Genomic DNA, 13,856 nt, shown 5'->3' with positions numbered 1-13,856 from the left:
GGCTCCGGGGAGCCGGCATGAGCCTGACCTCAGGCTACCCGCACCACTGCGTTCACGCGATCGGGTGACGAACGTCCGCGCCCACCGCCGCGGGCGGCCTGTCGGTGAAGATCACCGACAGGCCGCCTGACCTGCGCTTTATCGCCGGGTGGCGCGGTGGGCGACCGGACTCGCCGAGGTGCACGCGGTGATCCGGTAGAGCCGGGTCGACCCGGCCCGGCCGACCAGCTCGAACCCCCGCGCCCCGGGCACGCCCGCGATGCCCCGTAGACGCTGCCGTCGAACGGGTTGCCGAGCACCACGGAGTCCTCCGGGACCCGCTCGGCGATCCGCGGGTGGAACTCCCGCATCTCGTCGGTGACGAGCTGGTGCTCCCGCGCCTTCGGGTAGGTCACGGCCACCCGCGCCTCGCGGTCCGTCGAGTACAGGCCGGCCGTCGTGACGACGAGCACCGCGGTCAGCCCGACCGCCGCGGCCGGCCGGGGCAGCCGCCGCGCGCGGGACAGCAGCTTCCCGGACAGGAACAGCACGCCCGCGACCGCGAGCGGCACACCGGTGATCGGCAGCATCGCGGCCAGGCGGTGCGAGTCGCTGTACCAATAGCCGGTGAGCAGGTCGGTGTCGGCGCGGTTGAGCGCGGCGGCCGGCACGTACAGCAGCCCGGAGACCAGGTGGCCGGCGAGCACCCAGCGGATCGCGGGCGTGCGGCGGGCGGTGGCCGTGCCGAGGATCACCAGCGCCGACAGCGGCCACAGCGCCTCACGCAGGTCGGTCGCGTTGAGCAGCACCTCGCCGACCGCGGCGGCCTGTGTCTCGAACGACTTCCACGCGTTCCAGTCGCGCACGTCGGCGAGCACCGGCGTGGTGGCCGCCCACAGCCAGCCGCCGAAGACGACCGCGACGAACGCGGCGCACTCGACGACACCGCGCCGCGCACGACCGTCGGCGCGCAGCGCCCGTGCCCGCGCGAACACCGCCGCACCGGCCGGGAAGAGCGACAGCACGATCGACGAGAACACCACGTTCGGGTGAGCGAACCCGGCGGCCACGAGCGTGATCGCCGGCAGCAGCCACGCCCGACCCCGGCCGAGGAAGTCGTCCTTCACCCACCCGGTGACCGTCAGCACCGCCGCGAAACCGGCCGGCGCCAACGCCAGGCCCAGCAGGTTCGGCCACAGCACGCCCCACCCGAAGAAGTCCCACGGGAACGCGGGGAACGCGATCGACAGCACACCGGCGACCGCCGACGCCGCCACGTCGCGCCCGAACAGCTGCCGCACCAGCAGAAGACAGCTCACGGGCCACACCACGACCGTGATCACCGCGCAGACCACGTTGGCGGCGACCGGGATCGACGCCCCGGTCGACATCATGACCAGCGAGGTGAGGTCGTGCCACGCCGCCGGGTAGAAGCCGCCGGGCGTCTCCGGGTCGCCCGGCGCGTACAGGGTCAGCGACGACGCGTCCCCGCTGTCGGCGATGTGCGCCAACGCGTTGTAGTGGAACGGCGTGTCGAAGACCTGGGACACCCCGTCCGGCGTGCCCACCGCCCGCACGACGGCGATCGCGGCGAGCGCGAACGCGGGCAGCGACCCGGCCACCACGGCCGGCGCGATCTGCCGCGGATCGGTCCTCGCGGACAACAACCCCTTGTGCCGCACCAGGAAGGCGAGCAGCCCGGCCGGCCCGACGGCCACGGGCACCGCCGCCAACCCGACCGGCGCCGACCACGCGACACCGGCCGACCCCCGCCACCACCGCCGCCGTCGCGATCACCGCGACGCTGATCACCGGAGCCATCGCGAACGCCGCGATCCCCCGCAACCCCAACAGGTAGCCCACCGGCAACCCCGGTCCCCACAGCCACCCGACCGCGACCAGTGCCACGGGCACAACGCTGAACCACGACATGTTCGTCCCCCCACGAGACGTCCTCAGGAAGTGCGATTCCTCCCCGACTCGCCTTCCTGAGGGCGCGCGGGACGCCTGCCGGTTGCGCGTCGATCCCGTCCGGCACAAGTCGTCCTCACGGCGAATTCCCACGACGGCCGAGGCCTGGCAGCACCTGCGGCTGTTCGCATCGCACCGGGATCGACCGCCGCCGGCACCGCCTGACGTCGGCCACCACCCCGCGGGGGACCTGGCTGCTCGTCACCCGGCCGCGGGCGGGATGCCCAGCCAGGACAGCACCAGCGGGTGCTCACCCCGGTCCCGTCGGGCGGCCGGCACCGCGTCGGACGGCCACTCCGCGTCGCGCCATGCCTTGTACACCAGCTCATCGGGACCGGGGAGCCCGTGGACGTCGCGCAACGCCACCACGCAGCGCGCCGCCAACGCGGCGTACTCCACCGTCAACGCGGGCAGCGGCAAGGTGCAGGCCCAGTTCGGCGGGGCGTCACCGGTCGGCGGCGCCCACCCGGCCGCGGCCAGCGGCCCGGGGTCCGCGGCCGGCGACCCCGCCTCGGCGTGCAGCTCGTGCTCGCCACCGGCGAACTGCACGAACACCCGCGGTTCGGCCCGCGAGAAGACGACCAGGAAGACCCGGTCGGACACCTCCCGCAACGCCTCGGTGAGACCCCCGCCGAACGCCTCCCAGTCCGACACCGCGGTCACCGGTCCCCCGGGGTGGTGAAGCGGACCGCCGCGCACCTCGACCACAGCGAGGCGGTGACCCGGGCGGGCCCCATCTCCCAGGTCGCGTCGGTGCACCCGCGGTCACGCCTGATGGACGGACGCCCCAGCCGGGCCGTCCCCTCGCGCACCACCAGCGTGAAGAGGTCGCCGAGGAGGGCCCTCGTCGCCGGTGTCTCCTCCGTGACCTCGTCCGCGATCCGGAAGCGCACGGACGACACGGTGTCGATGCCGGACATCGACACCTCCGGTGGGGTGAAGGCCGGGTTGACCAGGTACCCCAGCCCCTCCTGGACGTCGATCGCCCAGCCGAGGCGGTCGACCGCCCTCCGCTGCGCCTCGGCGCGGGACACCGGCCACGGGACACCGGCCCAGAAGTCGACGGTCTCCCAGACCTCGGCGGGGGACATCGCGGAGTGGTCCCCGTCAACGCGTTCGCGACCGGGCGCGCCGATCTCGTCGCGGATCGCCCTGCCCGTCGTCGCGGCCGGGCTGCTCTGCTCTGTCACGGGGACCTCCGACGGGCCACCTTAAGGCAGGCCGCTTCGGCGCCGTTGGACGGCGGTGCTGTCGGCCTGGTCGTGGCCGCTGACCTACCCGCCGCCGCTGCATGAGCGGGAACGCACGAAGGAGGTCAGGAACGGCCGTCGCCGGCACGCGTGGTGTTCCCGCGCGTGCCGGCGACGGCCGTCTCCCGTGATCAGAAGTTCTTCCTGGCCACGGTCCAAGGCGTCTTGGACGCCAGCCCGGATGGTTCCAGGATGTAGTCGCGGGCGGTCTGGTTGCCGTTCAGGACCATGTCGAGGAACTGCACGACCGCGGTCACGGCGTCGGTCATCTGGCTACCGGTGATGAAGCCGCCGTGCCCTGCCTGGGGGTTCTCGGCCAGGACGGCGGGGACGGTGGTCAGGTTGTAGTTGGCCCTGGTGTTGTCGTAGGCGATGTCGGAGGGGCCTCCGTCCAGGTACAGCACGGGGGCGTGCAGCTTGGACAGCTCGGAGCGCGGGTAGCCGAACGAGCCGTCGGCGAAGAGCCCGCTGTTCAACGAGACGGTGGCGTCGACCCGGCGGTCCTGGGCGGCGATCAGGGCCTCCAGACCACCGCACGAGTGGCCCGCGGTGGCCATCCTGGTCAGGTCGAGCCGCTGCGACAACGCCGCCCCGGAGCGGTTCTGCTCGCGTTCGGCCCAGGTCAGGGCGTCGGTCAGGAGCGAGGGGATGGGGGAGCCGCTGGGCAGGCCGTTGGCCGAGCCGTTGGCGGAACCGATGTCCACCACCGCGATGCCCTTCGCCGCGACGGCGGTCAGCAGCCGCGTGACCTCGCTGTTGTTGGTGTGCGCGCAAGCGCCGTTGCCGAAGGCCAGCACGGGCAGGGGACGGCCGACGGCCTGGGGGTCGGAGGGCCGGAACACGGTGAAGCGGTTGTCGCCGTACGCGCCTTCACGGGTGACCTGGAAGTTGTTCTCCACCATGGGACGTCCCGGCTGGGGCGTCGTGGTCGTGGTGGTGGTCGTGGTCGTCCCGCCGCCGACGCGGACGAGCTGCCACTGCTGGTTGGCGCCGCCCCAGTCGCTGTACTGCACGACGTTGCCGCCGTCGGCGGTGGACGCGCCCTGCACCTCGACCGCCTTGTTGCTGTTGCGGTTGACCAGCCGCACGTGGCCGCCGTCGGAGTCGGCGAGCCGGAACTGCTGGTTGGTGCTGTTGTTGTCGGCCCACTGCACGATGGCGCCGCCGTCGGCGGTGGAGAAGTTCTGGACGTCCAGGACCTTGCCCGACAGCCGGGACTTCACCCGGTAGTAGCCGCCGCCGGAGTCGACGAACTGCCACTGCTGGTTGGTGCCGTCGCTGCGGGTCCACTGGGTGATGCGGGCGCCGTCGTTGGTGGCGAAGTTGTAGACGTCCAACGCCTTGCCGCTGTTGCGGTTGACCAACGCGTACCACGCGGTCGTGTCGACGGTGGCCGCCGACGCGGGCGCGGCGCCGAGCGCCGTGACCACTCCGCCCAGCAGCACGGCGACGACAGCGGTGACGCCGGCCAGGCGACGTCTGCGGGCTGGTGGGGCAGCGGTGGGCGGGTGGCCTGATCCGGCCATGCGTGTGCTCCTCTTCATCGAGGTCGGGGCAGCGTGGCAGCGGCGCGGGCAGCGCCCGGTGCGGGCCGCTTGCGCCGGGGTGTTCCGTCGCGCTCGCCGCGCGAACGACGATTGCGTCAGCGTGGTCGGTGCGAAAGCCGAGAACAGGCGCACGGGCTGAAGCGCCACTGCACGGGTGCCGGTCGCATTCATCAGACTGTGGAGGACGTCCTGCGCGCGGTCAAGGTGCGCCGAAAATGTTTCGACTGGTCAAAGGGTGAATGGTCGACCGCATTGTCGGGTGCTAAAGCGGTGCGAATTCTTTTAGCTCGCGAGAGCGCCTGCGCGGCGGCTCGGGTATCAGGGGCAGTCGCGCGCTGACGGTGCCCGGCCCGGCCGGACAGGTCGGTGCCGCGGGTCAGGGGGTGGCGCGGAGACGGAGGAGTTCGGCCCGGGCGTGGGCGACCGGGGGTGTCTCCTCGCCGCCTGAGCGGGCGATCTCGTGGGCGAGGTCCTGTGCGCCCTCGATCAGGTGCCGTGCCCGGCGTCGGCTGCGCAGGTGCTTGCGGTAGGCCTTGCGCTGCTTGCGCAGGCCGCTGACCGCGTCGAGCAGGGGCGGGTCGACGGCGCCCGTCGCGACCTCCGGTCCGAGCAGGTCCCTGACCCACGCGCGTTCGCGTCCCGCGGCGTGCCGCAGGACGTGGAACAGGGTCGCCAGTTCGACGACCACGACGAGCGGCAGCACGAGGAAGAACAGCGCTCCACCGCCGCTGATGGCGGCCATGTCGTCCCAGGCGAAGTGGAAGACCATCGCCGTGAGCATGGTCAGCACGCCGCGCGGCACGTCGCGCTCGCCGGGCGCGCGGCCCAGCACCCACATCAGGCCCGCGCAGAAGATCGCGCTGAACAACGCGTGCGACACGATCCCGGACGCGCCGCGCAGGAGGAACACGTGCAGCGACGAGCCGAACTGGTCGACGCCGAAGCTCTGCGTGGCGCCGTTGAACACGTACAGGACGTCTTCGAAGACCTGGAACCCCAGGCCGGTGAACGCGCCGATGATGAACCCGTCGTAGGCGCTGCGGACCAGGCGCGGTGCCAGGCCGATGAGCAGCACCAGCCCGAGCGCCTTGGCGAACTCCTCGGTGATCGGCGCGGTCAGCCCGGCCGCCCAGTCGGCGGCGAACGCGGTGCCGCCGACCTTCGCCCAGATGTCGAGCAACGCGGTGTTGGCCGGCAGCGCGATCCAGAACGTCGCGGCGACGCCACCCCAGACGAACCCGGTCGCCAGCAGACCCGCCGGTTGGCGGGTGTAGCGGTTGTGGTGGCGCAGGAGCAGCAGCCAGGGCACCAGGTAGAGCCCGAACAGCAGCACGCCCCCGGTCAGCGCCGGCGCGTAGAACCCGCCGCCCTGGGCGAAGTAGCGCAGCATCGTCAGCGCGCCGCCGCCGACACCGAGCACGTACACCCAGAACGCCGCGTTGTGCGGCTGGAGGAACCGGAACGGCAGGCCCCACCCGGACTGCTCGATCGCGACTAGCCGGGCCGCCTTGCCCGCGGCGACGTCGGTCATCGTCCCCCTCCCGGCGTGATGCTGCGCAGCAGTGCGGTCACGCCGCCCCGGTAGCGCTCGAACTGGCCCGGCGCGGTGCGGACCCGCACCAGCAGCGCGGGCGCCGCCTCGGCCGGCCCGTCCGCGCCGACGGCCACCTTGAACGCCACGTCGAGCCCGTCTCCGCCCGGCCCCGTGGCGCTCTGCGCGACGCCCACCACTCCCGCGTCGGTGGTGAGCGTGGCGCGCGACCCGCTCACACCGCGCACGTCGTCGCCCTGCGAGCGCCGCACCTGGTCGAGGAACGCCTCCGCGGTACCTTCGAAGGCCGCACCGCGCAGCTCCACCGTCGCTCCGCCTGAAGCCAGCAGCGCCTGGAGCCGGACCGGGCTCTCCTGTCCTCGGCCGACCAGCGTGCCGCTCTCCAGGTGCCAGCCGACCGGCGGCACGGCCGTCGCGCCGTCACCCAGGTCCAGCACGTCACCGGCCCGGACCTCGTTGTGCCAGGGGATCGCCGCGTTGAGCGCCGCGAGCCCGTAGCCCAGCGCCAGCGCGACCACCAGGACGACGAGGGCGGGCGTGAACGTCCGCCGGTCGAGTCCGAGGACGCGGTGCTCGACCGGCACCCACCCGGGCGGGGATCCCTGCGCACCAGCGGCCACGGCGACTCCTCTCGGCCCGACCAGGCGCTCCTGGGGGAGGGCCCGCCGTACTGTAGGCACGCCGCGCACTCACCCGCATGATGGATCGTCGCGTGCTCCTTCCGGACCAGTCCGACCTGTCGTGATCCACGGGACGGGTGCCCGTCCCGGACTGCTGTGCCGGGGCACGGTGTCCGGCCCGGGAACAACCTCGCCCCCGCGTGTTTACGGCGCCGGTATTCGGGCACCACAGGCGAGAAATGGATCACTCGATGACAGCGGCGCCAGAGCAGGGACCCTTCGCCGCGGGGTCTGAGGTGGCCGGGCAGGTGGCCGGGGAGGACCTGCGGGTCCTGTTCGGGCAGTCCATCGCCGTGTTCGCCTCCCTGACGGGTCCGGCGCACGTGGTGGAGACGGCGAACCCGGCGTTCTTCGCCGCCATCGGCGAGCACCGGGCGCGCACCGGCGTCCCGCTGGTGGACCTGATGCCGGAACTGGCCGGTCAGGGTTTCACCGCCCTGCTCGACGAGGTCTACCGCACCGGTGAGCCCTGCACCGGTCGTGACGTTCGGGTCGTGCTCGGCGCCGGCCCGCACGCGCGGGAGGCGTTCTTCGACTTCACCTACGAGCCGCGCCGCGACGGCGGGGGCGAGGTCGTCGGGGTCCGGGTGATCGGCGTGGAGACCACCCAGGTCAAGCACGCCCAGCACCTGATGGCCGAGCACCGCGCCCTGCTCGAGCAGATCGCCCGGCAGGCGCCGCTGACCGAGGTCCTCGACGGGATGGCCCGCTGCATCGAGGACCTCGCCCCGCAGGAGGTGCTCGTCTCGGTCCTGCTCGCCGAACCCGACGGCCGGCGCCTGCGCCACGGCGCCGCGCCCAGCCTGCCCGACTTCTACAACCGGGCCATCGACGGGATCGCCACCGGCGAGGGCGTCGGCTCGTGCGGCACGGCCGCCCACCGGCGGGAGTCGGTCGTGGTCACCGACATCGCCACCGACCCGTTCTGGGACGACTTCCGGGACCTGGCCGACCGGGCCGGGCTCGCCGCGTGCTGGTCCACCCCGATCCTGGCCCGCGACGGGAGCCTGCTGGGCACCTTCGCCATGTACCACCGCGCCCCGCGCGCCCCGCAGGACTCCGACCTCGCCCTGGCCCGCGTCTTCGCCGGCACCGCGGCCCTGGCCATCGAACGCCACCACACCGAGCAGGCCCGCCGTGACGCCGAGACCCGCGCCGAAGCGGCGCACGCCGAGCTGACCAAGGCGATGCGCGCCGAGCAGGAGCTCCGCGCCGAAGCGGAGCAGCGCGCCGAAGCCGCGGCGGAGCTGGCCGACCGGATGCACGCCGCCGAAGCCGCGCAGGCCGCCGCGCCGCATCCCCGGCAGTGCGCGCTCGGCGGCGCCGACGGGTGCGCCGCACCGGCCGAGCTCAAGGTCGCCGACGCCTGGGGCGACGCGGCGTGGGGCTGCCACGCCCACGCCGAGGAAGCCCTCCTCAACGTGCGGTCGGCCTTCATCGCCAACGAGGAGCTCGGCGGCCTGGCCGCCTACCTCAACCGCCGACCCCTCCGGGCACGACAGGCGGGGGACCCGCGCACCGGGTGAACGCCGCCGCCCCGGTCGGCCCGCTCCCGTTCACACCGCCGCGACCTCTGCTCCGCGTGCGCGGCGGTCGCGTTCGTACGCGGGACGGCCGAGGAGGTAGGTCTGGGAGACGGTGCGGTCGTCACCCGGCATGGCCGGCGGGAAACCGAGTTCCCGTAGTCGTCGTCCCTGAGGAGCTTGCCGGTGACGTTCCGGCTTCGGTGAACAGCGCGTCGGCGGAGTGCTCGTAGGTGGCGGGTGCCCGGGACTGGCGATGGCGTCGACCCGGGCGGGGTCCCCCGGAAACCCCGTTGACCGGCGGTCGGCGGGTTGACCATCATGGCCGGCATGCAGCAGTGACCAGTGACGTCCGGAGAGGCCGACGGCGGGTTCGAGCGACTCCCCGCCGCCCTCCGCCGTGCCGTTCGAAGCCCGCGCCGCGTGATCGGCGCCGGCCGCACACCACTGGTCCCGAGGCGATGCGCCGCACCACGCCTCCTGCACGAGCACTGGAGTCACGGAGATCATGAGCGAACTCCGCCGTACCGTCCTGCCCGCGGAACGTCCCGGGCCCGGCATCGACCGCGCAGCGCTCTGGGTGGTCGACCACCTCGGCCTACCCGGCGCCCGCACACCGAGGGCACTCCTCCGCGAACGCATCCCCGTCCCCCTGCCCGACCGCGACCGGCGGCGGGTGTTCGAGGGCGACGAGCACGTCCACGGCCCGTCGTCCGGCCGCGGCCACCACACCACCCGGCGAGGCCGCGTCCGAGCCCGACGGGAGCGGCACCTGGGCACCGGGGCCCGGCACGCGGTGCTCCGCGCTCGACTGCGGGGTCGAGGCCGCCGCCGGCTGTGAACGGCTGTCACCGGCGCGCGCCGCAACCCGACGCGCGCCGGTGAGGGCCCTGCGGCCGTCCTAGTCGATCGACTCGCTGTCGACGACGGGTGGAGTCCCGCTCCGACCCGCCTGCCGACCACGCCGCGGCAGCGACGGGCAGGTCTCAGCCGTACCGTTCGACGAGTGCGGTGCCGATGCGGGCCAAGTGGTCTCGCACACCCGCGGGACCGGTGATCTCGATCCATTCGACCATCCCGGCGAGCTCGCCGGCGAGCGCGTACTCGTTGTAGCCGCGGATCACGACCTCGATGAGGCCGTCGGTCGTGGAACCTCCGACCTCGAGCCGGTCGCCGAGCACCATCCGGAGCCGGGCCATCCCGTCGGGCGCGCAGGTCGCCTGGATCTCGAGGGGCGTCCGCCTGCGTTCGACCTCGTCGGCGATCTCGCGCCAGCTCTCGGCGAGGTCGAAGTCGTCGGGTCGGAGCACGGGGTCGTCGGTCGGGTCGGCGGACGACACGCGGTCGATCCGGAAGGTCCGCCGGCCGGCGTCGGTGTTGCCGACGAGGTACCACGACGAGCCCTTGGCGACGATGCCCAGCGGGTGGGTGGTCCGCTCGGTTTCGGCGCCGTTGCCGTCGACGTAGCCGAGGCGCACCTGGACGCCGCGGATCACCGCGTCCTGGAGCACGTCGAGGAAGCGAGGCGGCGGCCGGCGCTCGACCGGGCCCGACCCCCACCGTTGCGGGTCCGTGACGAACGACGCCGCCGCCGCCTCGGCCTGCACCCGGAAGGGCTCCGGCAGGGCGCGGACGAGCTTGCGCAGCGCCGCTTTCACGGCCGGCGTCGCCGCCGAAGCCGGGCCGGCGACCAGGAACAAGGCTCGGGCCTCGCTCGCGGTCAGCCCGGACAGGTCGGTGCGGGCGCCGCCCACGAGCCGCCAGCCGCCGCCCCGGCCCTGGATCGAGTAGACGGGCACGCCGGCCATGGCCAGGGCGTCGAAGTCACGGCGGGCGGTGCGCTCGGACACCTCCAGCTCCCGGGCGACGTCCGCCGCTGTCAGCTGCTCGCGCTGTTGCAGCAGCAGGAGGAGGGCCATCAACCGGTCGGCTCGCACACCGCCGACACTCGCACAGAAAACCGGTCACGGGGTGACCTGTTTCGGTCGGCACGATGGCGGCACGACCGCATCAGCCGTCGGCCGCGCCGGCGCTGACGTCCCCATGACAGACAGGAAACGCGATGTCCACTCCGACCGACTTCCCCGAACCCACCCTCGTCCGCGTCAACGGCGTGGAACTCGAGGTCTTCGAAGCGGGCCGCGAGAACGCGGGGAAGCCCATCGTGCTGTGTCACGGCTGGCCGGAGCACGCCTTCTCCTGGCGCCACCAAGTGCCGGCCCTGGCCGCGGCGGGCTACCACGTCATCGTCCCGAACCAGCGGGGCTACGGCAACTCGTCCCGTCCTGCCGACGTGGCGGACTACGACATCGAGCACCTGTCGGGCGACCTCGTCGCGCTGCTCGACCACTACGGCTACGAGGACGCCACCTTCGTCGGCCACGACTGGGGCGCGTTCGTGGTCTGGGGCCTGACCCTGCTGCACCCGAACCGGGTGAACGGCGTGGTGGCGCTGAGCCTGCCCTACCAGGAGCGCGGAGAGGTGCCGTGGATCGAGTCCATGGAGGCCGTGCTCGGCGCCGACTTCTACTTCGTCCACTTCAACCGGCAGCCGGGCGTCGCGGACGCCGTGCTCGACGAGCACGCGGCCCGGTTCCTGCGCAACCTGTTCCGCAAGAACCAGCCCCCGGCGCCGCCTCAGCCGGGCATGGCGATGATCGACCTCGCCAGGGCGGAGACGCCCCTCGGCGAGCCGGTCATGAGCGACGGCGAACTGGCCGTCTTCGTCTCCGCCTTCGAGTCGACGGGCTTCACGGGCAGCATCAACTGGTACCGGAACCTCGACCGCAACTGGCGCCTGCTGGCCGACGCGGACCCGGTCGTCCGGCAGCCCGCGCTCATGGTCTACGGCGACCGCGACACGGTCCTGAGGGCCGGGCGACTGGCGGAGTTCGTGCCGAACGTGGAGGTGGTCGGCCTGGACTGCGGTCACTGGATCCAGCAGGAGAAGCCGGACGAGACGAACCGGGCGATCCTGGAGTGGCTGGCCGGGCGGGCTGCCGCCCAAGGCGCGTCCGGCACGGGGGTCGGAGCCCTGCGTTGATCGCCGCGACGGCGACGGTCGCTCGGTGTCGCACGGTTCGCTCGCGCCGGTTCGCGGCGTGATCGGCCTTGACCGGATGCCTCGTCGGCCCGTGAGGCGCGCCGCCGGGGTGGTCAGGCGCGGGCGTAGCGCTCGGCGAGGGTCCGCAGCAGCGGCCTGAGCTCGCTGGGCGACTCGATGGTGAAGTCCATGTTCAGCATGCCGATGTAGGCGGCGATCGTGTCCAGCGAGTCGGCGCCGGTGACGAGGACCGAGGTGGTGTCGGTGACGGTCTCGACCACACCGACGGCGGGGTGGATGCGGTCGAGGACGGCCTGGGCCGGCGCGTCGATCCGCAGGCGTGCGTGCACCTGCCAGCCGCTGGAGGCGACACGGCGCATGGTGAAGCTCGTGTAGTCCTCGTCGGGGAGCGTGGTGGGGGCGAAACGGCGGTGGGTGCGCATGCGTGGCGTGATCCAGTCGGCCCGGTAGACGTCCCACTCGCCACTGGACGGGTCGCGGGCCACGAGGTACCAGCGCCGCTTCCAGGCGAGCAGGCGGTAGGGCTCGACGAGCAGCGAGGCGTCGCGGTAGTCGAAGCGGAACCACTCGACGTCGTGGATCGCGGTCGCGATGGTGCGCAGCACGGCCGGGTCGACCTCGGGGTCCGGGGCGTCGGTGTCGGTGTTCTCCGGCGCGTGGTCGACGACCGAGGCCAGCGCCTCCACCGTCGGCCGCAGGCGCGGCGGCAGGACCTGTTCGAGCTTCGCCAGCGCGCGGGCGCTGGAGGTCTCGAGCCCGGCGATGCCGCGGCCGGCGCGCAACCCGATCACCACGGCGACCGCCTCCTCGTCGTCCAGGAGCAGCGGGGGGAGCTTGCCGCCCGCTCCGAGCCGGTAGCCGCCCGTCGCGCCGCGGGTGGCCCGGACCGGGTAGTCGAGCACGCGGAGGCGTTCCACGTCGTTGCGGATGGTGCGGGTCGTGACGCCCAGCCGGTCGGCGAGTTCGGCGCCGCTCCACGACGGGCGTGACTGCAACAGCGCCAGGAGCGCGAGGAGCCGCGCCGATGTGTCCGCGGTCACTGCGACGACCTCCGACTTATAGGAACGAACCATTCCTATATGCACTCTAGCGTCTGTGCCATGACGAACACGGAGATCCGCCCCTTCCGCATCGAGGTCACCCAGGCCGAGCTGGACGACCTGACCGGGCGCCTCGACCGCACCCGCCTGCCGCAGCCGGCGCCGGGCGACACCTGGGAGCACGGCACCCCCAACCACTACCTGCGGGAGGCCGTGACGGCGTGGCGCGCGTTCGACTGGCGGGCCGCCGAGGAGCGGGTCAACGCCCACGCGCACTTCATCACCGAGATCGAGGACCAGCCGATCCACTTCATCCACGTCGAGTCGCCGCACGAGGGCGCGACGCCGCTGCTGCTCGCGCACACCTACCCGGGCTCGTCGGTCGACTACCTCGACGTGATCGGCAGGCTCACCGACCCCGTCGCCCACGGCGGGCGGGCCGAGGACGCGTTCCACGTCGTCGTGCCGGACGCGCCCGGTTACGGCTTCTCCAACCCGGTCACCGAATCGGGCTGGACCACCGCCCGCGTGGCCCGCGCCTACGACACCCTCATGCGCAGGCTCGGCTACCAGAGCTACGGGGTCCACGGCTCCGACCACGGCGCGATGGTCGCCCGTGAGCTCGGCATCCTCGCCCCGGAGGGTTTCCTGGGGTTGCACGTGCTGCAGCTGTTCTCCTTCCCGTCGGGCGACCCCGCGGAGTTCGAACGACTCGAACCGCGGGACTACGCCGGTCTGGAGCACATGCGGTGGTTCCAGAAGGTCGGCGGCTACAACACGATGAACGCCAGCAGGCCGCAGACGGTCGCGGCCGGGCTCAGCGACTCGCCGATCGGGATGCTCGCCTACAGCGAGCTGTTCAACTCCTTCGGCAACGGCACGTCCCTGGTGCCGCTGGAGACCATCCTCACCGAGGTGTCCGTCAACTGGTTCGCGAACGCCGCCGCGGGCATGGCCCGGTCCTACTTCGACAACGCGGCCGCCCCCGCCGACGAGCCCGCCCCGGTGAACGCCGCCCCGACCGGCGTGGCCGTGTTCGCCGACGACTTCCAGACCATCAGGGTGTTCGCGGAGCGGGACAACTCGAACATCGTGCACTGGAGCCGTTTCGAGCAGGGCGGCCACTTCGCCGCGCTCGAGGTCCCGGAGACCGTGGTCGACGACATCCGGGCGTTCTTCACCGCACTGCGGTGACCCCACAGCGCCTGGTGTCGGCGGTCGAGGTCTCTCCCGCGGGTGCCGGGCACGGT

Annotated in this window: 11 protein-coding genes and 2 pseudogenes; 4 read left to right on the top strand and 9 right to left on the bottom strand. The window is 72.9% G+C overall.

What is annotated here, in order from left to right; all coding sequences use genetic code 11:
• Positions 1 to 29: 29 nt before the first annotated feature.
• From IOD16_RS24040 to IOD16_RS24015, 7 genes and pseudogenes are all read right to left on the bottom strand, one after another.
• Positions 30 to 1,733: pseudogene (locus IOD16_RS24040) on the bottom strand (DUF6541 family protein); the annotation flags it as partial.
• 25 nt (positions 1,734 to 1,758) lie between these two features.
• A pseudogene (locus tag IOD16_RS41560) lies at positions 1,759 to 1,911 on the bottom strand (hypothetical protein); the annotation flags it as partial.
• Between the two features lie 240 nt (positions 1,912 to 2,151).
• Positions 2,152 to 2,613 carry a TY-Chap domain-containing protein gene (locus tag IOD16_RS24035; protein ID WP_201436254.1) on the bottom strand — a complete coding sequence of 154 codons (462 nt, stop codon included), beginning with the start codon at positions 2,611 to 2,613 and terminating at the stop codon, positions 2,152 to 2,154.
• On the bottom strand, positions 2,610 to 3,140 hold the full coding sequence (locus IOD16_RS24030; RefSeq protein WP_201436253.1) for a DUF6301 family protein: 531 nt from the start codon (positions 3,138 to 3,140) through the stop codon (positions 2,610 to 2,612). The genes IOD16_RS24035 and IOD16_RS24030 overlap by 4 nt, the downstream gene beginning before the upstream one ends.
• Before the next feature lie 191 nt (positions 3,141 to 3,331).
• Complete coding sequence (locus tag IOD16_RS24025) at positions 3,332 to 4,726, bottom strand: RICIN domain-containing protein (RefSeq protein WP_201436252.1); 1,395 nt, start codon at positions 4,724 to 4,726, stop codon at positions 3,332 to 3,334.
• A gap of 397 nt (positions 4,727 to 5,123) precedes the next feature.
• On the bottom strand, positions 5,124 to 6,278 hold the full coding sequence (locus IOD16_RS24020) for a PrsW family intramembrane metalloprotease (protein WP_201436251.1): 1,155 nt from the start codon (positions 6,276 to 6,278) through the stop codon (positions 5,124 to 5,126).
• Complete coding sequence (locus tag IOD16_RS24015; protein ID WP_201436250.1) at positions 6,275 to 6,919, bottom strand: hypothetical protein; 645 nt, start codon at positions 6,917 to 6,919, stop codon at positions 6,275 to 6,277. The genes IOD16_RS24020 and IOD16_RS24015 overlap by 4 nt, the downstream gene beginning before the upstream one ends.
• A 308-nt stretch (positions 6,920 to 7,227) precedes the next feature.
• Between IOD16_RS24015 and IOD16_RS24010 the strand changes: the two genes are divergently transcribed.
• Together IOD16_RS24010 and IOD16_RS24005 are read left to right on the top strand one after the other, a co-directional pair.
• Positions 7,228 to 8,505, top strand: a complete 1,278-nt coding sequence (locus tag IOD16_RS24010) for a GAF domain-containing protein (RefSeq protein WP_236594325.1) — start codon at positions 7,228 to 7,230, stop codon at positions 8,503 to 8,505.
• A gap of 505 nt (positions 8,506 to 9,010) precedes the next feature.
• Complete coding sequence (locus IOD16_RS24005) at positions 9,011 to 9,343, top strand: hypothetical protein (RefSeq protein ID WP_201436248.1); 333 nt, start codon at positions 9,011 to 9,013, stop codon at positions 9,341 to 9,343.
• Between the two features lie 145 nt (positions 9,344 to 9,488).
• On the opposite strand, the gene IOD16_RS24000 is transcribed toward IOD16_RS24005, so the two are convergent.
• A complete protein-coding gene (locus IOD16_RS24000) occupies positions 9,489 to 10,439 on the bottom strand; it encodes a helix-turn-helix transcriptional regulator (protein ID WP_201436247.1) in 951 nt (316 codons plus the stop codon).
• 125 nt (positions 10,440 to 10,564) lie between these two features.
• On the opposite strand from IOD16_RS24000, the gene IOD16_RS23995 reads away from it, so the two are divergent.
• Positions 10,565 to 11,545, top strand: a complete 981-nt coding sequence (locus IOD16_RS23995) for an alpha/beta fold hydrolase (protein ID WP_201436246.1) — start codon at positions 10,565 to 10,567, stop codon at positions 11,543 to 11,545.
• A gap of 113 nt (positions 11,546 to 11,658) precedes the next feature.
• Here the strand turns inward: IOD16_RS23995 and IOD16_RS23990 are convergent, their stop codons facing one another.
• Positions 11,659 to 12,606, bottom strand: coding sequence for a helix-turn-helix transcriptional regulator (locus IOD16_RS23990; protein WP_236594324.1), 948 nt, complete (start codon positions 12,604 to 12,606; stop codon positions 11,659 to 11,661).
• Between the two features lie 60 nt (positions 12,607 to 12,666).
• Here IOD16_RS23990 and IOD16_RS23985 point away from each other — a divergent pair, with 60 nt between their 5' ends.
• On the top strand, positions 12,667 to 13,800 hold the full coding sequence (locus IOD16_RS23985; protein WP_201436244.1) for an epoxide hydrolase family protein: 1,134 nt from the start codon (positions 12,667 to 12,669) through the stop codon (positions 13,798 to 13,800).
• Positions 13,801 to 13,856 lie beyond the last annotated feature (56 nt).

It is taken from the genome of Saccharothrix sp. 6-C (assembly GCF_016695385.1).
Lineage (GTDB): Bacteria > Actinomycetota > Actinomycetes > Mycobacteriales > Pseudonocardiaceae > Actinosynnema > Actinosynnema texasense.
This window is presented reverse-complemented; position numbering and strand designations above follow the sequence as displayed.